Here is a 25,134-nt window from a genome sequence, read left to right on the forward strand (position 1 = left end):
GGCTGTTGATTTTACAACCCAATCACTTGAAAAATGTTGGTAATGACAAGGCCTTTAGGCACGGGGTTCCTTACTGCCAATTTCCTACCAGGACGTAAGGTGCCCAGTAATAGGGGTGGGGAGGCTGTTGCTTAAGCTCCTCGAAGGGTGGATTCACCTTAAGAGACTCTATCAGCGATAGCTGAGCGTTTCTGAGGGCAGTTAATTTTTTCGTGCCCGGTTCTTTTAAGCCTTGGTAAAATTGACCCATGAGTTGGGCGGTAGAAGCATCTCCCACGGGCCAGAGCGTGGCGAGAGTGCTACGCGCCCCCGATCGCACGGCAACGCCTGCCAGCCCCAAAACCGCTCGCTCGTCGCCTGTCGCTGTTTCGCAGGCACTCAGGACGAGCAGTTCGGGCGTTCTGGCTCCTCGATCGCTCAGCAAGTCCCGCAAGCGCTCGATCCCGATCGCGTTGCGATCGCCGGCAATAATAAAGGTTTTTTCTGGGTTAGAACTAAACAACCCATGGGTTGCCAAATGAACGATCGGGAAATCTTCTGCGAGCAAATTTTGAAAAGCCGTTGCGGTAAACTTTTCATTGAGCAGGGCTTGAGAGGCTGGGAAGGCTTGCTCGATCTGCGCTAATTCCTTCGGTACGTTAACGAGAGCGGGAAAGATTTCTCCACCTAAATTAATTTGCTCGCTGACTCCGGCTGCCAAGACTTTAAGCTGTTCTTGTTTTCCTTGTCTGGGATCGATTAATTGCAAGCTTGGCACGAGAGCGATGCCGTATTTTTCGAGCAAATACTGCCGACCGTCGTAGAGGGCAGCCATCGGCACTCTTTGCAAGCGATCGTTGAGGGCGAAAACTAATGTTTCGATTTTATTTGTCTCAAACTCTGCCTCGAAAGGTCTGACGATCCAGTCATAAACTTTGGTAAAAATCGGTAGCAACTTCTGGAGATTCTCGCCTACCTCCTCTGGGTTGAGTGGGATGGTTCTGAAAATATTGATAGCGGAGTTATCGACGCTTTTGTTGTAGAGAATGTCGTAGAGTTCGTCTAACGTTTCGTTAACTTCGCGATCGCTGACAGGAATAGTCGCTCGTTGCAAAGGCTTGCCGGGCAGGGATAGAATGACCTCCAATCGCTGCGGCAAAACGATCGGGTAGATGACGGCGGCTTGCGGATCGAGATCGTCAATTTGAACGATCGCATCAGCTTCTTCCAAACAGGGGTCTTGAAAGAAGTTGTCGAGTTCTGCGAGTTGCAGCGCTTCTATAACCCGGCGGGCTAACTCTAAGCGACTGGCTTCAGACTCCTCCCGATTGGGGTTGGAAGAAAATAAAACCAAGGAGTCTAGTTCAGTTTTGCTCAAGTCGGAGGCTAAGAGTAAATCGGCCAAATCTAGATAGACGGGTTTGACTTCTTGGCGAAAATCAAACTGAACATCCCGCTCGTTGGCATTTAAGTCGGTGCGAAGGGATTGAAGGGTATTGAAGGCAGCGCTGTAAGACGCGATCGCGCCGCGCCGATTGCTTTGTTCTTTGAGCAAGCGTCCTAACTGAGATTGCCAGAGATAGACAACCTCGCGCGCGTCCCCCACGAGATTTTGTTCCTGTGCGAGACTCAAGGCTTGCCGAGTCAAGTCGGTTGCCGTACTTAACTGTCTCTGTTGGGAATAGTATTGTCCCAAATAGCCCAGGGCATGGGTTTCCGCTCGCTTGTCGCCCAAATTGCGAGCCTCTTGAAGCGCGGTTTCTAGCAGGGATGCTACTCCCTTTGCTCGTTTAAGCCGCATCAAGCTCTGAGCTAGGTTAATGCGAGCGTAGGCGGCGGCATGACTGGGAGGGAGTTGGGTCAGTTCGGCTTCGACGAGCGGTAAGATAGCATTAACCTCCTGAGTCAACTTAGCGTCGAGTTGAGGTAGGAAAGTTTCTGCCCGCCGAACCTGTTGGAATTGTTGCTGTCTTCTGCCAGAAATAATGCGTCGATTTGCCTCCTCTAGCCACCATTGTCGGATATCGAGCAAAAGGCTCAGACAATTGAGTCGCGCCTGAATTTTAGTCAAGGGAGAAGCAGCAGCGGCGGTTGTTGCTTGATGGTAGGCGTTTAAAGCTGGTTGATAAGGTTCTAGCGCCGCTGGCACCGATTGTCCGTCTACGATCTCGGCGACTTCCTCATAGTCCCAGCGATCGCGAATTTGGTTTGCCAAGGCGCGTTCGGTATTGCCCAAACTCAGCAACATAGCGCCCGACTCTGGCGAACTCTCATTGGCGGACAGACCGAGCTGTAAAAATGCTTTAGATTGCCTCAACATTCCCCGCCGCCGCAGCACGTCGCCGAGGCTTCGCAAGCCAATGGTTTGAGTCGGGGAAAGAGCTACTGGCTTCTCGGAGAGAGTTTTGAGCAGTTTGTCGAGTTGCGCTTGAGTGCAATCTGGATTCTCGACGGCAAAGGCTTGCAGTAAGGTCTTGCAAGCCTTGGGATACAAGCCTAAATCTTGAAGCGCTTGGGATTGATTAATTAGGCTTTTGGTCGAGCCTTCGCGATCGCCCAATCGTCGATAAGCGTCGGCTGCTTGCTGCCAGAGTTCGGCTGCCTCGGCAAACTGTCCGGCATTGTAGTGCTGCTGTCCTTGTCGGGCAAGTTCTAGGGCAGGGCTTTCTTTGTCCGAGCGAACGTCGCTCGACCGAGCGGGAATGGTGAGAGAGCAAATCAAGCCAAATAAAACTGCCAAAAGAAGCCCAATTAAGCGGCGGTACTTTCTGCCTGCAACCGTTCTCAGAAAAGATTGTATTCTAATTGAAAATACACGCCGTTTTCTTGCCATGTTCTATCCCCCGAATCGATATCTACTAAAGGAATGCCCCAGTCCAAACGCGCCCTGAAGTTATCTCCCATCTCCAAAAGCAAACCGAGTCCTGTGCCCACTAGGGTATTGGTAGAGGGATTGTTGCCATCTGCATTCCAGCCTGCACCAAAATCGATAAAGGGAGCGAGTTGTAGCACTCCTCGCACGCCTGGAAATCGCGCGATCGGCAGCCGCGCTTCGGCAGAAGCGACGATACCATTGTCGGTCAGCAGGACATCTTGGCGATATCCTCGCACCGTAGCTTGACCGCCATAGCCGAACTGCTCGAAGGGAAGCAGAGAAGAGGCTGCCAATTGGATGTCGGAACGGAGCAGTAGGGTGGGACCGACAGCAGGGTCGCCCGTTGCCTCGCCGAGGAGGCGCAAATAGAGCAGTTGACCCCGCCAAGCGAAAAATCGGCTATCGGGTTCGCGATCGTTGACGGTGGCATCGAAGAGATCGAGACCGACGCTAAACTGCGAGCGAGCCGAGAAGACATCTTGACGGCTTCGCTGCGTCCATTCTTGGGCGAAACGCAGGGCAGAGACCCGAGTTTTTCCTTCCTCATCGGCACCGACGAACACGGGGTAGCGAACTCCTAGGAGCTTGGATTCGCTCTCTCGTCTGGCTGCGGTGAAGCTGAGGGCAAGTTCCTGACTGGCTTCAGCGGTGGCTTTTCTAAAAACGGGCTGGCGATAAGTGAGGTCGAAGTCGAGCGAATCTACCTCGATATCCAATCGATCGAAAGGCGGTTCGACAATTTTGTTGTCGGCGATCGCAAAGTTAAAACTCACGGTGCCGTTGTAGGGATTGACTGGTATGGTGTAGCCGCCCTCAAAGCGATCGCTGCCATCGGTGTTGTAGTAGGCAAAACGAATTCCATCGCCGATGCCGAAGAGGTTGGCTTCGGATATTTCTATTCCGCGTTGGAAACTGCCGATGCTGGGGTTGCGATTATTGTCCAACTTGAGTGTGACGTTAAAGGTGTCCGCCCCGGTCACTGTCACTGTTAAAGTATTGGTTCCCGGTCTGGTTCCGGCGGAGAGTTCGGCGCTTAGGCTGTCGATGAGGGGATCGCCTTGTAGCAGTTGCAGCGCCTCTTGCAAGCGGTTGACATTGAGGGGTTTTTCGGTCGCTATAGCAATGCGACTGCGGACGTAATCCGGATTCAACCGTCCTTTGGCAATATTGACCTCAATTTCTTCCAAGCTTCCTTCGAGTACCTGAATTTTGACGATACCTGCTTCGATTTCTTGACGGGGAATATAGGCACCGGAAGTAATATACCCCCGTTGTACATAAAGTTCGGTAACTTTGTTGGCGGCTTGGATGAGTTGGGCAAAGGTAACGGGTTTGCCAACAAACTCGCTCACGATCTGGCTTAACTCTGCTTGGCTAAATGCCGTGTTGCCAACAAACTCGAACTGCCGAACCGTTATCGTTCCTGGAACGTCGAAGACTTCTTCGGGGGTTGGCGGTGCGGTGGGAGGAATCTCGACGGGCTTTTGTGTAGGCGGGATCGGTTGGGGCTGGGGTCGTTCGGGGACGGGCGGGGTAATGGGATTGATGGGCTGGGATTGTTCTGGAACGGGCGGGTTCGCGGGAGCGACGGACTGCGATCGCGCACAGTCCGTGCCTAGCAAAAACAATAAAAGAAACCAACATTCAGAAGCCAGAATCCTTAGAAACCAGGACGTAGAAAGCATTGAGGACAATGATGACTTCTGTTTAATTAGCATGGCACTCCGAGGAAGGTAAACCAGAACTGTGGGGAGTCGCATTGCTAGGTCTGGCAGAGAGAACCACTGTGCCCTTTTCGCTGACGTACCAGCCTCTAGCTGGCGGCGGCGGTGCTGCGGGATCTGTCTCCTCGCTGGGGGGGCTTGCTGCGGCAGGAGCAGCAGGCTCGAAAGGAACTAACGCTTCGCTACCGAGCGGGTCGCTAGGTCGCGGCGGCAACCCGCCGCGTCCGGTAATGATAAATTCGCTAGGGGCACGTCCCCTCTGGGACTGACACGATAGCGCCACTACTTCTTCGGGGTTAGCCAACTCTTGGGGCAACTCAATAACTTCGAGCTTGGTGTCTGGCTCTAGGGTATTCAGCTCGACCGTTCCATCGATCCCCAGTCGCGAACTGGCGCTAATCTGACAGTCGCCACAGATAAAGATTCCTCTGGCGTTAATTTGAATGTTTCCGCCCTTACCTTGGAAGGCATTGGCGGAGAGGTTACTCCTCTCTAGCAGGACTAAAAAGTTGCCCGCATCGATGGCGATATTACCGCCGTCGCCAGTACCGCCTGCGGTAGCAGAAATCTGGCTGCCACCGCGCATCTGTAAAGAATCCCGCACTCGCAAGTTAATGCTGCCCCCTTGTCCGAAAGCGGTTGCTGCCGACAGAAATCCCCCGCTCAGGAAAATCGAGTCGGCTACAACGTTGAGGGAGCCAGTATTTCCTGTCCCTTGGCTGCTGACGGCGACTACAGCCCCATCTCGCACCGACAATTCTCCGGTGACAAGCTTTAGGTTGCCAGCTGGAGCTTCACCGAGCGTTGCCGTACTCAGGACACTTTGAAAAAGACCATCCGGCGAAGTCCCTGCCAAATCGATCGCCTCAGACGCATTGATAATTAAATCTCCACCCACTCCTCCGCTAGCGATCGTTTGCGATCGCGTGACACCGCCACTTTGAGTAGATACTGCCGCCCCTTCTCGCACGCTCAACCGTTGCGTATTAATCTCTAGATTGCCTGCCTTGCCCGTACCAACTATTGAGTTAGTAAACAGACCCGCGGGAGTCAAAGCATTGACTGGCGTGTTTCTAAGCTCGACCGATTCGGTTGCATTAATTGTCAAATTTCCTCCCGCACCGCTGCCCAAAGTTGAGGTGGCGATTGCCGCTCCATCTCGAACGAGTAACCTACTGGTATCGATAGACATGTTTCCTGCCTGGGCGCTACCCGATGTCGTACTAGCAAAACCAGAACTGCTCAGCTCGACCTTGCGAGCGGCTCTTACTGCTAGGTCGCCTCCTTTTCCCGTACCAAAGGTGCTGGTAGCGATAAAACCACCTTCTCTGAGGTTCAACTGCTGAGTCGCGATCGTCAGATCGCCTGATGCACCAGCAGCAGCAGTTCCCGTAAATAAACCATTTCGTAGCTCGGCTAAAGTGGCTTCCCCAGTTAAAACCTTCTCTAAGGTTTGTTGGTATTCTGCAAATCCATCGCCTACCACTTCGACCGACTCGGAGGCACGAACGATTAGATTTCCCCCCGCACCTTGCCCCAAAGCCGTTGTAGCTGCAAACGATCCATCGCTAAGAACCAACCAACCCGTCTCAATCGTCAAGTCGCCCGCCGCTTCGGCACCCCCATTAAGATTGGATATCTGGCTGTAGCCGCTTGCCCGTACTGATTCTCGGGCTTGCAAGTTAATGCTGCCCCCTCGACCCGCTACCGTTGATGCCGTGATGCCAGCACCATTGTCGAGGAAAATCGAGCCAGCGTTTATCCTTATGTTTCCTGCACTGCCCGTTCCTTGATTTCTTGCCGTGACTTGAGCGCCATTGATAACCCTCAATTGACCTGTATTTATCGTCACGTTTCCAGAGTTACCGCTCGGCACGGGGGGCAATCTAAAAAACTGTTGGATAAACTCATTCTCAAGATTGGCAGCGGAGCTTACTAGACTGGGTGCAAGATTTCCAGCTCCGGTGCCGCTTACCTCGACGGACTCGCTGGCATTGACGGTAATGCTCCCGGCATCGCCAGTAGCTGCCGTGGAAGCATCGAGCCTTCCTCCCTCCCGAACTATTACTCTGGGTGCGTTGACAGTTAAGTTACCAGCATCTCCAGCATTGAGCGTTGAAACCCCTAAAAGACTTGGTGACAATTGGCGCGGCTCTACTCCGATGACTTCCACAGCTTCAGCGGCATTGACTATCACGTCTCCTCCATTGCCCGATCCCAAGCTTCCAGCGCTCACGATTCCTCCACCGAGAATAGACAACCGTCCTGCTGATACGCTGACATTTCCCGACTCTCCGGTACCGAAGGTCGAGGAACCGAGAAAGCTGAGCGAATTAGGATTGGCAGATGAAGCTCCACTGACTTGTACCGACTCAGCGGCATCTACTGCGATATTGCCACCCGTGGCATTGGTGAAGGTAGCAGTCGATATGGCCGCCCCACCCCGGATAACTAACTCCTGACTTGAAATCGCAATATCTCCTCCCTTGCCACCTCCCAAAGTTATCGGAGAAAAAAATAAAATCTGTCCTTGTTCAAAGTTGCCCCCCAATTCTGATGTAATTCTGCCTTGGTTATCGAGAAGAACCGAGCGAGCAGTGATTCTCACATTGCCGGATTGTCCCGTTCCATCACTTCTCGCCGTGACGATCGCCCCATCGGTTATCCGCAATTGACCCGCGTTGATAGTCACGTCTCCAGATGCCCCACTGGGTATGGGAGGTAGTCCAAACAGCTGTTGCAAGCCTGGATCTACTAAATTGGCAGCAGAGACGATCAGACTGGGATTCACAGATCCCGGTACTCTACCTTTCACTTCCACCAACTCAGGAGCGTTGATGGTAATGCTACCAGCAGAACCACTGGCAGAAGTGGAAGTACCGACCCTTCCCCCATCCTTCACTGTCAATCTTGGCGTAGCGATTGTCAAGTTGCCGCTATCTCCGGTACTAAATGTCGGATTAATTAACCCACTGGGGGCAAACAATTTGGGTTCGACACCGATGACTTCTATAGAGTCAGTGGCGTTAACGTTGAGTTCTCCACCTCGACCGCTGCCAAAACTGGCAGAGGCGATCGTTCCTCCGCTACTCGCGGTCAAACGTCCGGTCGATACCGTATTATTGCCCGAATCTCCCGCGCCGAAGGTAGCAGCAACGATGGAACTGGTTACGCTGGGATTAATAGAACTGGCTCCAATAACTTGTACCGAGTCAGAGATATTCAGATACACATTGCCGCCTTGCCCCGTTCCAGGAGCCACAGTTTTAGCGGCGATAGTTCCCCCTTCCTGCACGATTAACTGTCTGGCGGCAATCGCCACATCTCCACCCCGCCCAGATCCCACGGTTTCATTGGTCAAGCTGCTTCTTACCGTGCCATCGGCATTGGTACCGCTGATTGTCACGGCATTGGCAGCGCTGACGAATATACTTCCTGCTGGTTGGGAGCCTTGATTTTGAATTAGCAGCAATGAACCATCGCTCACCGAAAGGTTTTGCCCCTGCACCTGGATCGAACCGCCACTCAACCCACTAGCATCTGCTAGAGCTCGCGATCGCAGTTCGATATTTCCAAAGGAAGGCACTCCCACATAGCCTAACATCCAGCCTTGGGGAAGAGACTGGAGGCTGACCGAGCCTGCTGTCGCGCTGCCCAACTCGATCCGCCCGCTCTCTGCCGTTAGTACGCCGCCATCTAAGACGAGATCGCCCCCGACTAAAGCGAGGGTTTGACCCGACTTTACTTGCAATCCGGACGAGCTACTATTTCTCGTTACGGGCGAAAAGATAGGATTGGCAACCGTCAACCCGTGACCCGAACCTTGTACGCGAATCGATCCCGGATTCGCTCCCATCTGCAAGCCAACTGGAACGCTCACCGTCAGCAGCGGTTGCGCTTGCGGATTGATGGCACTAAAAACCGTACCGTCTTCAAAAACCAGACTATCTGCCGTGCTGCCCAAAAACGACCCTCCAATATTTAACCGGGCATTGGGACCAAATTGAATGCCGCTGGGATTGATCAGGACTAAGTTAGCGTTGCCGTTGGCTCGGATTAATCCGTTGATATTTGATGTAGAGCCGCCAGTCACCCGACTGATAATGTTGACAATGTCCGAACCATTGTTGAAGAAAGCCGTATTCTCGTTGGGAACCGAGAACTCCCGAAAGCTATGAAATAGGTTGCCGCCAGCTTGCGAACCGCCAGTAATTTCAAAGACCCCGCCCGATCGATTGACTTGGGTTGGCAGCGTCTCGTCAGAAGCGACTTGCGCTTCCATCGGGTTACTAACGGCAAGAGTGCAGAGAAAAATCGCGCTACCCATCCAGAATCGGCAAGCCACCTGTTTCATCAGTTTCTAAAGAAAAATTAAATTACGCGTAAATCAAAGCTAGCTTAAGATTGTAGGATTTTTTGAGCTTATAAGCTTAATATCTAAGAATACCAGATATATTTCTCATAAATTTAGGTTAACAGGGGGATAAAACCAAATGCTTAAGCAACAATCTTCTGTAACCATTGCGATCGCACAAGCCACGTCTGGGAACGTCGTTTCACCTTTAGGATGGCTCGTTTTAGGGGCTGCGGCAGTTGTCGCTCAACCCAGCACGGCTGCTACCGCGAGCATTGCCTGCGAAACTAGCGCTAATCCGCCCGCAGTCGTAGCGACGGTCTCAGAGCAGGGGCGATCGCAAACGGTCAAAATGATTAACTTTTTGCCCGAATATTTCTTATCTGAGGCGGCCGTTCAAAATTGCCAAACGACAGCTAGTACTTTAAAGGCTCTCTATGAGAGCGATCGCGCTAATTATTTGGCAAGCGACACCCTGGCTGGAAAACCAACCGTGTGTGCGGTAGAACGAAGAGGCATGGGTTGCGATAGCAACGGCGCTCAGGTGCTATTTAATTTCGATCGCGCTATCGATCCTTCTCAAGCCCTATACGACATGCTGGGCAGCCAATTTAAGGGGGCGCAGCGTCCCGATTCGAGGACGGTCAGCCGAATTTACACGGATATTAAACCCCGTCGCTGGTGGTTTTTCTAAGGGACAAAGTAAGAAGCAGAGCGATTAGCCACAAGTCATTTTGGCTTTCTCTGCTTCTTGGTAATCGGGTTTGAGCCTTAAGGCTTCCTGAAAGGCAGCTAATGCCATGGGAGGTTGCTGCAATTGGCATAGAGCCAACCCTTTGTAAAACCAAGCTTCGGCTTTGTCCTGGCTTGTCTGTTTGGGGTTATTGAGAATGCGATCGAATTCCTCAATGGCTTCCTTGTAGCGCCCCAAGCGCTGGAGTACTATTCCTTTGCCCCGCCTAGCTGGGAAATAGTCGGGAGAGTATTCTAGGGCGCGGTTGTAGGTGGCAAGGGCTTCTTCGTCTCGCTGCTCTTCCCTTAAGGCTCTAGCCTTAGAAGACCAAGCTATTGAAAACTCTCGAATCATTGAGTTGCTTCCATTTTCTTGCTGTATTTTCTCAAGAATCTCAATGGCTTGCTCGATAGTTGCGAGGGCTTCTTCGGAATGCTTTAAACCTAGCAGGGATTCGCTTTTGTTAATCCAGAAAACCGGATCGTCCGGTTCAATAGCAATCGCTTTGTTAAACGCTGCGATCGCCTGCTCGTACTGCTTGAGGTTATGGAGTGCTTCTCCTTGGCAATTCCAAGCATAAACCGCTTTTGGTTCGACAATTGCGGCTGTCGTACAAGAGTCGAGCATCTTATTATAGTCGCGCAAGCCGGCTAGGGCATAGCCTCGGTTGGTCCAAGCTTGGTAGTAATTGCCATCGCTGGCTAAAATCTCGTCGTATTTAGCGATCGCCCCTTTGTATTCTCCTTGATTTAATAACTCGTTGCCCTGTTGAAAAAGTTTTGCTTCCCGATGTTCGAAGAAAAGATTGAAGCCAATCAGGGCAACGCCTGCGATCGCTCCGAAAGACAAGATGCGTCTGAGAGCTTTCTTTGTGGGTTTTTTATCGGTTTTTTTGTGGGGGGCGATGCTGGAAATATTTTCCGTTTGAGCCGGATTGGGAGTTTCTGAAATCGATGTCCGCACAAACTTTGCCAATTCCGACTCTACCCAACTACGACTAAAAACTTCCTCATAGATGCGATTGGCTACTTTTAAGCTGCCGCGATCGTTAGTTATCAATCCCAAATTGAGCAACTCGACTTGTTCTAGCGTTCCATTGACCCGAACTTCTCCCAGCCGCAGAATTTGTCGATAGAGCTTCAGCAGTCGAAATGGTCCGCAATTTTTACTTGCAAGCAATCTCTGCCAAATTGCCTTAAGATGCTCGCCTGCCGCTCGGTTTTCCCAATTGGCGATCAGGCATTGGCGGACTAGCTGTTCGATTCGCCTGGCTTCCTTTCCTGCCTCGATAAACGAGTCCGACTCGGCTATCAGTTGACATAACGTTTGGGTGAGGAAAACCTGTTCGTTTGTCCAAGCTAGTACTTCTTCGAGTACGCTGTAGGGGTAGCTGGCTTTTTCTTCGAGTTGAAACGATTCGAGTTTGAGGTCAGCCAGGTGCAAGCGGGTCAATTCTCGCTCGACCCAACTGCGACTAAAAACTTCCTCATAGATGCGATTGGCTACTTTTAAGCTGCCGCGATCGTTAGTTATCAATCCCAAATTGAGCAACTCGACTTGTTCTGGCGTTCCATTGACTTTCACTTCTTCGAGACGCAGAATTTGTCGATAGAGCTTCAGCAGTCGAAATGGCTGACACTGTTGATTGTTGAGCAGTCTGGAGCGAATTGCCTTGAGATGCTCGCTTGCCGCCTGGTTTTCCCAATCTTCGATTAGACATTGGCGGACTAGCTGCTCGACTCGCCTGGCTTCCTCTCCTGCCTCGATAAACGAGTCCGACTCGGCTATCAGTTGACATAATGTTTGGGTGAGGAAAACCCGTTCGTTTGTCCAAGCTAGTACTTCTTCGAGTACGCTGTAGGGGTAGCTGGCTTTTTCTTCGAGTTGAAACGATTCGAGTTTGAGGTCAGCCAGGTGCAAGCGCGTCAATTCTCGCTCGACCCAACTGCGACTAAAAACTTCCTCATAGATGCGATTGGCTACTTTTAAGCTGTTGCAATCCTCAACGATCAATCCCAGATCGAGCAACTCGGCTTGTTCTGGCATTTCATTGACTCTCACTTCTTCGAGACGCAGAATCTGTCGATAGAGCTTCAGCAGTCGAAATGGCTGACACTGTTGATTGTTGAGCAGTCTGGAGCGAATTGCCTTGAGATGCTCGCTTGCCGCCTGGTTTTCCCAATCTTCGATTAGGCGCGCTCTAGCGAGCTGCCCAACTCGGCTGGCTTCCTCTCCTGATTCGATAAACGAGTTCGACTCGGCTACCAATTGACACAGCTTTTGGGTCAGGGAAAACTGTTCGTTTGTCCAAGCTAGTACTTCTTCGAGTACGCTGTAGGGATAGCGAGCTTTGTTTTCTAGTTTGAAAAGTTTGAGTCTAATTTGACTAAAAGGTTGCAAATTCGCCAATTCTTGTTCTACCCAACTGCGATCGATAACCTTTTCATAAATGGGATTGGATACTTGTAACGCGCCTCGATATTTCATTATTAATCCCAGATCGAGTAGCTCGGCTTGTTCTGGGGTGTTATTAGCGGGAACTTCTCCGAATTTTAGAATTTGCCGATATAGACTGAGCAGTTGAAGTGGCTCGCAACGTTGATTTTTTAGCAGTTTTTGCCGAATCGCTTCTAGATGCTCCGGCAAGCAGTTCTCTATCGGATGAGCCTGTCCGCCATTTGTCTGGCGTTCGGGAACCAAAAAATCTAGGAAAAAGTCTAAAGTAGTTGGCTTGAGCCACCCTTTTTTAACAGCCAGCTCCCCGAATCGAAGTCCGGTTTGCCTTTGCTCGGAGAGAACGATCTCGATCTGAAGCTCGTTTAATAGTGCCGCTTCTTTAAGATATTGCCCCAAAGGTCGTTTCGATTCCTGGTTGGCTAAAGTCGGCCACTTTTGTACAAAAAAGTCAACCGTGTTCTGTTTGACCCATCCTCGCAACGCCAGAATTTCTCCAATTCGCAGGTTTGGGGAGCGAGTCTGCTCTCGCAGAGCGACTTCTATCTGGGCGGCTGAAACCAGGTCGGCCTGTTGCAGAACTGTACCAAGGGGCTTGATAGAAGAAGTCTTTAACATGGATTGTCCGATCGCAATGGCACCACAAACCAATATTTTCCTGATTTTATTCGGTGTGTGGCAAAAGTGCGACCGTTCGGGCGTAACAGTTTATGTCAGATTTTTATACAAGATCATCTACATTGTTGCGCTTACTTGCGCTCGATCGTGCGGCAATTCTTGTAATTGTTCTGGGTTGACTACTGCGCTTTAGTTTCAAAAATGCTAACCTTATTGCCTAATGAGCGTCGTCAATTGAGACATACTAGGGTTGTTAAATCGTACCTCTAAACAAACCTTGAGGGCGTACTAGCAGAATCGCGATCATAATCAACAGCGCTACGCCTAGCTTGTAGTCTGCACCCAGCCAAGGAATGCTGACGCTTAATTCTTGAGCGATGCCGATCGCAATTCCTCCTGCGATCGCGCCGTAAGGATTGCCAATTCCCCCTAGAATCACCGCAGCAAACATGGGCAGGATCAAAAACCAGCCCATGTTGGGACGGACTCCACCGGTTATGAGTCCAAACATGACTCCGCCTAAAGCCGTCAAAATCCCATTAATAACCCAAGTCCAGAAAACGACTCGCTCGACGTTAATTCCCGATACCCGCGCGAGGTCGATATTATCGGCGACGGCTCGCATCGCTTTGCCAATTTTGGTATTCTGTAGAATAAAGTGGAGAACTGCGATCGCGACAATTGCCAATCCGATCGTTAACAGGCGATCGAAAGCTACTCTCATATTCCCGATCGCTACTGCGGGAATGACTGGCAAATCATAGCGTTGATTGCTTCCCCCCCAGATAAACAAAATGCCGTTGCGCACAAACAGGGCGAGTCCGATGGAGATAATAATTAGCGTGGTAGAAGTTGCCCTGCGATCGCGCATTGGTTTCCACAGTAATTGTTCCGATAGCAACATGGCTGCGACGGTTCCCGTAGCGCCTATGGGGATCGCCAGCCAGATATTGACTCCATTGGTATTTGCCAGCCAAGCTAAATACGCTCCCAAGGTCATAAAATCCCCATGGGCAAAATTTGACAGTCGCAAAATTCCATAAGTCAGGGTAAGTCCTACGGCTGCCAGCGCAATAACGCTTCCTACAGCAAGTCCATTGAAGAGTAGTTGAGGGGTGTCCATTATTGGGTTATCAGTAAACAGTTATCAGTAGATAGTAGGGGCGGGTTGATCTAAAAATACTAGAAATTTACCAATACTTAGGGTCAAAAACCCGCCCCTACAGTAGTTAATGGTTAGTTGTTCAATCAATAGTCAACACAAGAGCGATCTAATTGTCAAGTTGAATTTAGGGATTACAATACGGACAGTAAGATGGATCGGCTGTTTCTACGCCATCGGGGGATAAAGTTTCTTGCCTATAATTGCATTTTTGACATTGATAAATGGCAGCCCGAATTAGAGAAGTAGGCGAAGAACACCAACCGCAAGGCAACCCAGATAATCGTTCGACAATATCAAATCCGGGGGCAGAACATTGGGGACAGAATCGATTGAGTTTTTCAATTAGATTGTGAGTTGCTTTTGCGATCGCTTTCATGCGAGTGGGATTGTACATTGCTCGCATGTCGGTTTCAATATGAATGGTTTTGGTAGGAGATTTTTTCAGAAAAATTTCTACTGATTCAATCAGTTTTTCTTGTGTAATAATTCCTTTAATGATTTCTTCTTTTTCGGTGGAATTCTGGCTGGCCATGACGACTAAGCCATGTTCGGGGAATCCAACTTTTTGTGCAAATTCTAAAGCTGCTTCGATCGATCTGACTTGTTGATGATTATGGTTAGTTTCTGTGGTTATTTCTTGTCCAATAATTTCTAATTGATTAGTTTTATCGATTAATAAAACAATTTCGCGATCGCAAGATAAAAAGGGAAAAGCTGGATGGGGATAAAAACTCCCTTCACTGGCTATAGCAATTGTCTCGCCAGTAAATTCTAAAACTTTTTGAGCTTTTAATCGAGCCGCTTCGATTTGAGTTCCAACTCGCTTAATTTCTCTAGTAAAAGTTCCAAAACGATCCGTATCGAATTGAGATGGGACAATAACTTGCAGGTTCAGTTCTGTCTCCAGAAGCGGTGCAATGACTCGCTCTTTTTGATGCATGGTTGCTAAAATAGCAAGACGATTTTTAAACCAAGAAATTCTAGACATTGCTAGTAAGTGTTGGTTTCAAATAAATAATTTCGATCTTCATTCAACTACAACTAAAAACTTGACTCAAATCAGAAGGAGTCTCATTTAGTAGCTAGAAAATAAGGTTAGGTTCGTTAAAATAGTATAGATCTTATGCTTGAATCACTCGTTCATAAAATCTCGATCGCGCGACGAGCTATGCTAAGTTTGCCATAGCAATCCTGATTATTTCTCTATTATTTCTCTGATTATAGATTAGCTAAAAGAGCGATCGCGGTCATTCCATCAAGCTTCTGGTACTTTTTTCTCGATCTACATATGATTACCATTGATGGCTCTTATGGCGAAGGCGGCGGTCAAGTACTCCGCACCAGCCTCAGCTTAGCTGCTATTACGGGTCAACCCCTTCGTCTTGAGAAAATTCGGGCAGGTCGTCCCAAACCTGGATTGGCGGCTCAACATCTCACTTCCGTGCGGGCAGCAGCGGCGGTTTGTCGAGCGCAACTCCGAGGCGATGCGCTGGGTTCGACAACCTTAGAATTTATTCCCAATCGTGCTACCCAGGCAGGACGCTATACTTTCGATGTCACCGAGGCAAGAGAAGGAGGATCTGCTGGAGCCGTTACCTTGATCTTACAGACTATTTTACTGCCACTAGCCTTGGCAAAGGGAGAATCAGTGGTCATTCTCAAGGGGGGTACGCACGTTCCTTGGAGTCCTCCGGTCACTTATATCGAACAAGTCTATCTGCCCATTGTCAAACAACTTGGCGTACAAGCAGAAGTGGAGCTACGCGCGTGGGGTTGGTATCCTGCTGGCGGCGGCGAGGTAGAACTGCGAGTAAAGGGCAACAGCACCTTGAGAGGCATTCGGTTGTTAGAGCGAGGAAATTTGCAACAAGTGCGGGGATTAGCGGTGGTGACAGAACTGCCGTCTCATATCCCTCAACGAATGGCTAGCCGCGCAGAAAGTCTATTGCACCAAGAGCATCTTAAGGCTCAGGTGAAACCTTTGAGAGAGAAGGGCAGAACGCCAGGAGCAGGAATTTTTCTGACAGCCGAATACGAGTTTAGTCGGGCTGGATTTAGTGCCTTGGGACGGCAAGGACTTCCAGCAGAACGAGTCGCAGAAATGGCAGTCCAAGAATTGCTAGAGTTTCACGCCAAGGGAGCGCCTGTCGATAAGCATTTAGCCGATCAACTTCTTTTGCCTACCGCCTTAGCAGGGGATGCAAGTCAGTATCGAGTCGCTGAAATTACCGAACATTTGACTACAAATGCATGGGTAATCTCTCAATTTGGATTAGCTGCGATCGATTTTGACACGGAAAATCAAATAGTTTTTGTTGCTCCAAATTAGTTCTATTAAGTAGGCGGATACCATAATAAAGATTTGCTTTGCCGATGAAGTTGATAGCGCGATCGCAAACATTTCGTTGCTCAGAGATTAGCTAGCAGAGGATGCGATCGAAGCGGGTGACAGGATAATATGCGCTCCTAACAAAAAAGCCGTTGTGAATTTAACGATCATTATTTAAAGTAATCTTACGTAAGCTAATTTTCACAAAAACTATGAGTCGTGATGAATAACGCTGCCGTCGCTATTAGTAGTGCCCTTGTAGGAGTAGCCTTAAATGTCCTCCCCGCGCAAGCCGTAACATTTAAAGATGTTACTCAAGGAATTTTGACATTTGAGGTAACTGGCTTTTCTAGCTATGAGCCTGAGATCCCAATAACAGGACAGGGCACCTTTGAATACAGTTCGGAGCCTATTGAAGGAACATTTGTTCTTCTATCTAATGGGGAGTTTTTATTTTTTAACGATCCCAACGATATTCCCAACCCCAACGATCCTGCCAATCCCCTCGAATTCTATCTCATGGATAGCCTCTACATCGATCGCACTCAAAACCTTCATTTTATCAAAAATGTTGACATTTCCTTCTCTTTAGGAAGTAGGTTCTCTTATACTCAGACGGACTTAACTTCTGGCAGTCTTTCGTTGTATAGTACTCTGTTGTTTGAACCTCCTGGCAGTAGCTCATTTCCTCCCGGTTCTGGAGGACTTTATTCTATTAGTGGAAACGATCCGAGATTCACTCCATCTAGTCTACTTTTTGAAGCTAGTTGGTTTTTAGGATATCCATTGGGCGCAGATAGCTATCAGCTTAGTTTATCGAATAATGGAACAGTATTCGGCATCGTGTCAGATAATCTTCCTAATATTGTTGATTTTGATGGCACATGGACAGCAGAAGCTATTGATAGCTCCCAACCTCCTACGGTTTCCGTTCCCGAACCGCAACCTCTGGTTATGCTTGGTGCAAGTGCAGCTTTAGGGGTAGCAGTCTTAAGCAAGCGCAAGCCGTCTAAGAATAAATATTAAAATTGAGAACTAGACCGATCTTGTTGTCTATTTCTTTGATTATCGTTTCATGGTACAAGCTCCCGCACAGATTACTCCCACCGAATTAGCGACTCTGGCGATCGAACTGATTCGTCAAGCTGGTTGCGAATACGGCGATATACGTCTTTGCACCTATCGCAATCAACGCCTGAGCGCACGCGATCGCTCTATGAGCAATCTCTGCGATAACGTCAGTTCGGGTTTTGGCGTGCGAGTCCTTCTCAACGGCGCTTGGGGTTTTGCCGCCAGTCACCGCAAAACGCCAGAAGAAATCGCTCGCATCGTTGCTCAAGCAGTAGAAATTGCTAAAGGGAGTCATCTAACCCAACAAGAACCCGTTCGCTTAGTTCCAGTAGAAGCGTACCGCGATCGCTACCTTACTCCCATCGAAATCGATCCCTTCGACGTTTCCATTTCCGAAAAAGCAGAACTCTTACTCGATCTTACGGGGCGCTTGCTCGGCTATCAAGAAAGAGGCATCAAAAAAGCCTATTCCTTTCTCAATTTCACCCGCGAAGAGAAAACCTTTGCCTCCACAGAAGGATCGCTGATCGAGCAAACCATCTATCGCAGCTATGCGGGATTTAGCTGTATGGCGATCGCCAATGGAGACGCACAGAGTCGCACCTACGAGCGATCGCCTCTAAATCTCGGTTACGAACATATTAACCCTTCTGATTTGTTGGCGAATGTAGACCGCGTGGCAGAAGAAGCGATCGAAAAAGTCCACGCACCGGATGGTCCGTCCAACACTAGAACTAACCTAATTCTCAAACCCACTAACCTATGGCTGACCATTCATGAATCCGTCGGACATCCCACCGAATTAGATCGGGTATATGGCTACGAGGCAAACTTTGCCGGAACCAGCTTTGCCACTACCGATAAAATGGGCAAGCTGCAATACGGCGCGCCTTGGATTAATTTTGTCGCCGATCGCACCCAAGCTGGCGGACGCGGTACTATGGGTTACGATGACGAAGGCGTGAAAGCCCAAGAATGGTACGTCGTCAAAGATGGTATTTTAGTCGATTATCTCACCGACCGGGAAACTGCCCATCGGTTAGGTCGCAGTAGCAGCAATGGCAGTGCCTACGCCGACAGTTGGTCGAGCGTTCCGATGGTGCGCATTCCCAATTTAGGATTAGAACCAGGAGAAGATGGCGGCAGTCATACGGCAACTTTAGAAGAGATGATTGCCGATACCAAAGAGGGGATTTTAATCGATGGAATTGGCAGTTTTTCCATCGATCAGCAGCGGCGCAATTTTCAATTTGGTGGCGATGCTTTCTGGAAAATTGAAAATGGTAAAGTGGTAGGGATGTTAAAAAACGTCACCTATCATTCGATGACAACGGATTTTTGGAATAGCGTCGATGCGATTGGTACTGCCTCTCAAAGAATGCAATGTGGCACGAATCTGTGCGGGAAAGGCGAACCGATGCAGGTTGCTCAGATGACTCATGCTTGCGTTCCCGTGCGAGTTAAGAATATTCAGATTGGGAGAAATTCTTAGGCATTTGTTTTAATCGTAGACAAGGGTTGGTCGTGCTGGAAAACTCTTTCCGGCACTGTCTTTTCGCGTTTTGAGATGGGTTTTTAGAAATCAATCATTGTTATTGCTACCCGAATCTCAATTCGATTTTTACAGATTAAGAAAATATTTAAATATTAATTAATTTCTGTTATTAAAGTTAGAATTTAATCTAGAATCAGAGATTTGTCTATCAAGATTGGGTGAGAAAGATCTTAAAATTTGAGGTTAAACATGACAGAATTTCATGATTTTCTTAGACATAAGTATGCCTACGTTGCGATTGGCGAATTCAAACCGGGCTGCTTTTCAGAAGCACAAAAGCTCTACGAAGAGGCAGTGTCTATGTATACCCATGGTTTTAAAGGAGCTTTTCTCCTACAAAAACCAGGAACTGATGAAGGAATTGCCGTCATCATGTGGGAAAAAATAGAGGATATGGAATCTAACCAAAGTGAGACTTATAATCAGATTTTAAAGAAAATGAATCCCTTATTTGCTAAACCTCCGATTACGGATTTTTATGAGGTATGCAGTGAAATTGATGGAGGAAAGAAGTCTAAATCATAGGTTGAATTGATTGGTCATTGGGATAGAAATGAACGCGATCGCAAGTTAATCGAGTAATTAGTAATTACTCATGCCACTCATCTAATTTCAGCGTGGAGAGCTACAGTAGGGTTATAACCAAGGACTGACATCTATCCCTAACTCTTGACCCAATCCCAAAAGAGGACAAAGTTGAGAGGCAGTCCAACGACAGGCGGTTTCTTGGGATCGCCCATCTTGAAAATAATTGGGCACGATCTGCTCGTACAAGTAGTGGTAGTAGAGTTCTTGTGCTCGATCCAAAGATAAACCGACGTGCAGTTGCTTTCCTACCTCGATTGTTTGGACTAACCGTTGGATATCGGCTTCTAGCGTAGCGGGATCGCTTTCGTGCAACAGTTGCCACAAATAACGAAGGATCAGTTGTTCTAGCGTTTTCTTCGCTTCTGGGATCTTAAGCTGACAGCGTAAGCCTTCGGCTTCTGTTGCGATCGCGGCTAATTCTGCCAGGCAATTGAGCATTGCTTGGGGATCGTCGGCAGCCCGTTCGAGTTCCGCTACTGTCGTCGAACAACGATGGGAGAGGGCAATTTCTGCCGCCATTTGCAACTCGATGGGAACGGGCAGCTCATCGCGTTGGAAAGCGACCAGAATGCTGTAATTGTCGCGATAAACCTGAGTGTAAACGCGATCGAGATGCTTTTTGGTATTTTCCGCCAACTGCTGCATAATCCGGTGTCGTTCTTCGACAAACAGATGTTGCAAGCTAAAGGAGCGATCGTCAAACAATTCGCTCATAGCTATGACGATCTGAGCAGCGCTGGCTTGTTTTAGCGTCTCGAATAACCGCCCTTTGAGTTGGGTGTAGACAAGCCGCCCCGAAAATGGTTGGATGCAACAGTGAAAATCCCATCCTCCCAGGTGCAAAACGGCGAAGACAAAGTGACATTCTTCCCAAGTCATCTCCGAGACGAGGCGTACCTGTCCTACTGCCAGCGTCAGCGCTCCCATGTATTGTTTCTGGTAATCTAGCTGCTGGGCATCGTAGCAGTAGATCCGCTGTTGCTCTTGATAATTGGTAAATAAAGAGCTAATGGCGTAATGGGCTGCGACTTGTTTAGGGCTAATTTGTGCCGATACGACTAACTGGCGATAAACTTCTGCCCCATCTCGATAACGCTCCAAGTTAGAGGGAGCTAGCGCCAAACGACGAATAAATTCTTCTTCTAGGCGAACTCCTGCAATCTCGCCAGCTAATTCTAGGGCGCGGGCGGCATAGCGGAGAATCTGCACGCCTTCGGGACGGGACAGTTCCTCAAAAAACCAACCGCAACTGGTATACATTAGCAAGGCATGGCGTTGCATTTCCAGCAGGCGCAATGCGTCTGTTTTTTCAGCCGATGCAAGTTGATGATTTTGATGGCGGCTGAGAAACTGCTCGACCTTATCGGTAGAACGGTCGAGGATAATTTGAATATATTCATCTCTTGCCAGCCAGGGATCGTTAAAAAACTTGCGTCCCGTCTCTTCGTAAACCTTAACTAGCTCGTCTCGCAGCCAATCGAGAGCATCGCGCAGAGGTCGCCGCCATTTCTGGTGCCATTCGCCGCCCCCGCCGCAGCCGCAGTCGTCTTGCCAGCGATCGACCCCGTGGGAGCAACTCCAAGCGGTGATGGGTTTGAGGACGACTTCCCAAGTGGGAGGAGAGAGACTGAGGTAATGGGCAAAGTTGGTCACTGTCCAGTTTTGCCTGGAAAACTCGACCGCGCAAGCATAGGCAATGCATTTTTCCGTGCCTTTTTTGTGATGTCCAAAGGTTTCTCCATCGGTGGCAACGCTGATGAGTTGAGACTGGCGGCGATCGCCTTTAACTGCTTGTCCGATGCGTGCGGCAAAACAGTCGGAACTTTGCAGCACGTCATCGAATCCCATGTCGCCAGAAATGGGTCCGTCGTAGAAGAAAATATCGATGTAGCGTCCGTCGTCGATGAAACAGCGATAGGGACGGGTGGGATCGATCTGCCCGCCGCCAACTTCGTGCCATTCGGGTTCGGGATCGTCTTCGCTAGGGAAGGGGCGACAGCGTTCGGCTTGAGTGGGGGCGAGGACGATAAAGCGAATTCCCTCATCGATGAGGGCTGCTAGGGTGGCATAATCGACGGCGGTTTCGGCAAGCCACATGCCTTCGGGATCGCGTCCGAATCGCTTGCGGAAGTCTTCTTTGCCCCAGCGAATTTGGGTATATTTATCGCGTCGATTGGCTAGCGGCACAATGATGTGATTGTATACTTGCGCGATCGCGTTTCCATGACCGTTAAGGCGATCGCAGCTTTTGCGATCGCCTTCGATGATGCGTTGGTAGACTTCGATGTCATAATTTTCTAACCAAGACATTAAAGTCGATCCGATATTGAAGCTCAAATACTCGAAATTATTGACGATCCCTACCACTTCGCCGCGATCGTTAACTACTCTGGCAAAGGCATTGGGGCGATAGCATTCGTGGTGAATTCGTTCGTTCCAGTCGTGAAAGGGATAGGCACTCGGTTGCCGCTCGATCGCGTTTAAATAAGGATTTTCGCGAGGAGGTTGATAGAAATGACCGTGGACGGTTACGTAAACCCCTGTCGCTGTTTTGAGAGGATCGAGTTGGCGATCGCATAACTCTATAGAGTCAGCTGAATTATTAGCGATAAAAGTCATAGGAATTCTCTACGCAAAGCGTTTTTTCAATAGGTCATCAACTGTTTCAAGCTCTACTCAATAGCGGATTGCAACCATTTCCTAGCCAGCAAACTATTGAATTTCAACTTATAGCTTAAAAGATTAAATTAATTGGAAATTTTATTTGATTAAACCTATTTTCGCCTATGATATCGCATTCTCTTTGTTAATTTAACAATAGGTTAATCTTTCTCTAATTTACAACCCATAAAAAATATTTCTATTGAGAAAATTAAGTGCGATCGCAAAGCCTTGAGTTATAGTATGAATAATCGCAAGCTCCAATAAGTGCGACCATCTTGGTCGCGAGCGAGATCTATGCTGGAGGGGTCGCGATCGGGACGTATGTCCTAATGGATGCGCTACGATGAACGCACTACCTATTATGACTAATTAAACGGATTTGATAGTACCCAAAATAAATTCTCCTACCGAGGATTCGGAATAGTAATCTATTCCTGTCGCCATTGCAAATAGATCGGAATTGCTTTGTCCCAGGGCACAAGGCGCAAGATCCATTACTGTTGCCACTAAATACATAGTTTGATACAAAACCCCCACATGCTTTAAGATCAGGCTATAGGCAATAGATTCATAAGCCCAACTCACTCTAGCGAATCGAGCAGTAAGAATAATTAATATTTGTGGCAAACACGATTCGCCAGTTGCTTGACTAGCATTTTTTAAAAGTGCTTCTATATAGCCGTTTCTGGCGGCGATTTTCGCCAATTGATGATTTTGAGGACAATAATGATAGAGTCCAGAAGGAATACTTTCACAAGTATTGACAACAATATACAGTTCTAACTCGTAACAAGCTCCCCCAGACGGATAAGGGCGAGTGCTGCATTCTATATATTCTTTTTGTCCGATCGCTTTGATTCTCGCGCAACGATAAAGAAATTCGCCTAACTGTGTCGCGGAAATTGGCTTATCTCCATGAAGTCTAACAGATTTTCTTTGTTCTAAAACTTGTGTCAAGGGAACATCTGCTTCTAGAAGTTTTTGCAGATTGGGTTTATATAACTCGATAATTTCATTAGCTTTTTGAGTTTTAACAGCACTCAGCGGTTGAATTTTACCCAAAAAGCGATAAGTTTTGCCGACGGGATTGGAATGTCTGCCACTGCGACTCCTAGAATGAAATAAGAGATCGTGAAATTCCCATTGAGCTAAAGTTTCATTTTCTTCTTCTAAAATCTTTCCATTTTCGTCAATTTCAGAAAGCATTTTGCCACTCAAGAGAAGGCTTAAAAACATTTGTGCCGTATCTACCGATATACCAGGAATTTCTGTTAAGGCACAACAATCTTGGGGTTGGGCAAGTAGATTCACCATCGCCGCACTGCGCCAGTCTCTGAAAACGACTTTGGCATGGGATAAAGGGGATTCTATGACAAATTGCTCGTGATTTTGATGACAATAGACAAAACGAGACAGCACATATTTTCTATCTGGCGCTGCCTTAGAAAACTCAAACTGATAGGGCGTTGCAATGGGAACGAGAGTAGCAAGAGAAAAATCATCGGCGCGAATGGTATGACAAATCCAGCCAAGAGTAATAAATTGTTGGAGATAGTAATAAAACTGAGGTAGAGCAGAATTCCCATCAGTGATTAAAATTGGATGGCAGAGTTCTTCCTCAGTGACTTCTTCCGTAGCAAGAATAGCGATCGCCGCTTTAATTCCAACTGGAAGATGTTTGAGATCGACGGTAACAGTGGGCGATCGCAAGACAAATTCATCGCCCGCTCGTTCGTCTAAAAAGATATCCTTTTTAAAAGAAAGTACTAAATTGGTCATTAGTTATTGGTTCGTGGTTAATTGGTCATTGGTCATTGGTTATTAGTACAAAAGACAAATGACGAACATTAACCCAGTCCATAAAAACGCATGGGATTATCCCACAAAATTTTTTGTACGGTTCTCTTAGATAGTCTTTTTTCGAGATCGATAACTTCTTCTAGTGCCTCCGGATCGTGGTCGATATGGGGAAAATCAGAACCGAAAAGTAAATTGTCGTCGCCGATATATTTAATAATTTCTGGTAGATAAGGCTCGTCCGGCTCGATCGAGACAAAGCACTGACGGCGGAAGTACTCCGAAGGCTTCATCTTCACGTTATCTTTCACCTCCCAAGCGAGGTGCTTATACTCGGCTTCATCTAGCCGCCATAACCAGTAAGGCAACCAGCCGCAACCCGCCTCAAGAAATGCGATTCTAAGATTGGGGTGACGTTCTAAAACTCCTCCTTCAACTAAAGCCAAAAACGCCATCATTTGTTCCATCGGATGAGAACAGGCGTGCATGGCAAAACGGCTATTAAATCGATCTGCTCCTGTAGTCGGCAACCGACTGTGGCTACCTTCATGGATGCTCGCGGCTATTCCCAGGCGCTCGCACTCAGTCCAAAATGGCTCGTAAGCCGGATCGCTGAGTAGTCGCCCTTTGACTGGGTTTGGGCGTAAAAAGACCGCTTTCCAGCCAAAATCCGCGATGCGATGCAATTCCGGCACCATTTCATCGGGATCGTGCAAATTAATTGCTCCTACCCCTTTAAACAATAACGGGTCATAGCTACAAAAGTCTCGCAGCCAATTGTTATAGGCGCGAACGAGCGCTCCAGCAAGTTGCGCGTCCATTGTATCGATCGCGAACATCCATAAGCCAGTCGTCGGATAGAGAAAAGAAATATCGATGCCCATCCGTTTCATCGCCTGAGCATGAGCTTCTGGATGGCAACCAAGGGCGCTAGAACCCTGCTTGGCGTACTCTTGGATGATGAGCTTGACTCCCTCAGTCCAGACTGCATCAGATATCTTGTGATAAATTCTCTCGCCTTCGACTTTTAAATTCTTGAGCGGCGGAGAAAAGATATCGAGATTAATAACCCCTTGTGTGCTTGAAGATACCTCTTGATAAGGAGCGCGACTCTTAAATTCCGGTTCGAGATACTCTTCCCAGATTTCGATGGGTTCTGTCACATGACCGTCTGAATCAATAATTTGATAACCTTTTAACATTGATTTTGGATGAAAGGATTTTAGAT

14 protein-coding genes are annotated in these 25,134 nt (G+C 48.4%); 5 read left to right on the forward strand and 9 right to left on the reverse strand.

The window, feature by feature from the left end; all coding sequences use genetic code 11:
• Positions 1–70: 70 nt before the first annotated feature.
• Genes NIES593_RS13175 through NIES593_RS13185 form a run of 3 tightly spaced genes read right to left on the reverse strand, consistent with a single transcriptional unit; the run spans position 71 to position 8,932 of the window.
• Positions 71–2,812, reverse strand: coding sequence for a CHAT domain-containing protein (locus NIES593_RS13175; protein WP_073600023.1), 2,742 nt, complete (start codon positions 2,810–2,812; stop codon positions 71–73).
• The gene (locus NIES593_RS13180) at positions 2,764–4,539 is read right to left on the reverse strand and encodes a ShlB/FhaC/HecB family hemolysin secretion/activation protein (protein ID WP_073600024.1); all 1,776 of its coding nucleotides are present in this window, start codon (positions 4,537–4,539) and stop codon (positions 2,764–2,766) included. Before NIES593_RS13180 ends, NIES593_RS13175 begins: the two co-directional genes overlap by 49 nt.
• Positions 4,540–4,561: 22 nt before the next feature.
• Entirely contained in the window at positions 4,562–8,932 is a 4,371-nt protein-coding gene (locus NIES593_RS13185) for a two-partner secretion domain-containing protein (RefSeq protein ID WP_083602440.1), read from the reverse strand.
• 139 nt (positions 8,933–9,071) lie between these two features.
• On the opposite strand from NIES593_RS13185, the gene NIES593_RS13190 reads away from it, so the two are divergent.
• Positions 9,072–9,626 carry a COP23 domain-containing protein gene (locus tag NIES593_RS13190; protein ID WP_073600026.1) on the forward strand — a complete coding sequence of 185 codons (555 nt, stop codon included), beginning with the start codon at positions 9,072–9,074 and terminating at the stop codon, positions 9,624–9,626.
• A 24-nt stretch (positions 9,627–9,650) separates the two neighbouring features.
• Here the strand turns inward: NIES593_RS13190 and NIES593_RS13195 are convergent, their stop codons facing one another.
• From NIES593_RS13195 to NIES593_RS13205, 3 genes are all read right to left on the reverse strand, one after another.
• On the reverse strand, positions 9,651–12,737 hold the full coding sequence (locus tag NIES593_RS13195; RefSeq protein ID WP_139253701.1) for a tetratricopeptide repeat protein: 3,087 nt from the start codon (positions 12,735–12,737) through the stop codon (positions 9,651–9,653).
• A gap of 253 nt (positions 12,738–12,990) precedes the next feature.
• Positions 12,991–13,860: a branched-chain amino acid ABC transporter permease gene (locus NIES593_RS13200; RefSeq protein ID WP_073600027.1), complete on the reverse strand. Its 870-nt coding sequence runs from the start codon at positions 13,858–13,860 to the stop codon at positions 12,991–12,993.
• Positions 13,861–14,026: 166 nt separating this feature from the next.
• Positions 14,027–14,890, reverse strand: a complete 864-nt coding sequence (locus NIES593_RS13205; RefSeq protein WP_073600028.1) for a DUF6671 family protein — start codon at positions 14,888–14,890, stop codon at positions 14,027–14,029.
• A 300-nt stretch (positions 14,891–15,190) separates the two neighbouring features.
• On the opposite strand from NIES593_RS13205, the gene rtcA reads away from it, so the two are divergent.
• From rtcA to NIES593_RS13225, 4 genes are all read left to right on the forward strand, one after another.
• Entirely contained in the window at positions 15,191–16,231 is a 1,041-nt protein-coding gene (gene rtcA / locus NIES593_RS13210; RefSeq protein ID WP_073600029.1) for an RNA 3'-terminal phosphate cyclase, read from the forward strand.
• Positions 16,232–16,453: 222 nt separating this feature from the next.
• Positions 16,454–17,257 (forward strand): hypothetical protein, encoded by an 804-nt coding sequence (locus NIES593_RS13215; RefSeq protein ID WP_073600030.1) that lies wholly within the window; start codon positions 16,454–16,456, stop codon positions 17,255–17,257.
• A gap of 49 nt (positions 17,258–17,306) precedes the next feature.
• On the forward strand, positions 17,307–18,794 hold the full coding sequence (locus NIES593_RS13220; RefSeq protein WP_073600031.1) for a TldD/PmbA family protein: 1,488 nt from the start codon (positions 17,307–17,309) through the stop codon (positions 18,792–18,794).
• 252 nt (positions 18,795–19,046) lie between these two features.
• Positions 19,047–19,382 (forward strand): hypothetical protein, encoded by a 336-nt coding sequence (locus NIES593_RS13225; RefSeq protein WP_015143285.1) that lies wholly within the window; start codon positions 19,047–19,049, stop codon positions 19,380–19,382.
• Positions 19,383–19,493: 111 nt separating this feature from the next.
• On the opposite strand, the gene NIES593_RS13230 is transcribed toward NIES593_RS13225, so the two are convergent.
• The 3 genes from NIES593_RS13230 to NIES593_RS13240 all read right to left on the reverse strand — a co-directional run bounded on the left by NIES593_RS13230 (position 19,494) and on the right by NIES593_RS13240 (position 25,108).
• A complete protein-coding gene (locus NIES593_RS13230; protein WP_073600032.1) occupies positions 19,494–22,064 on the reverse strand; it encodes a DUF3536 domain-containing protein in 2,571 nt (856 codons plus the stop codon).
• 414 nt (positions 22,065–22,478) lie between these two features.
• Positions 22,479–23,888 carry a SagB family peptide dehydrogenase gene (locus tag NIES593_RS13235; protein WP_073600033.1) on the reverse strand — a complete coding sequence of 470 codons (1,410 nt, stop codon included), beginning with the start codon at positions 23,886–23,888 and terminating at the stop codon, positions 22,479–22,481.
• Between the two features lie 68 nt (positions 23,889–23,956).
• Positions 23,957–25,108, reverse strand: coding sequence for an amidohydrolase family protein (locus NIES593_RS13240; protein ID WP_073600117.1), 1,152 nt, complete (start codon positions 25,106–25,108; stop codon positions 23,957–23,959).
• Positions 25,109–25,134 lie beyond the last annotated feature (26 nt).

The sequence above is a fragment of the Hydrococcus rivularis NIES-593 genome (assembly GCF_001904635.1).
GTDB lineage: Bacteria > Cyanobacteriota > Cyanobacteriia > Cyanobacteriales > Microcystaceae > Hydrococcus > Hydrococcus rivularis.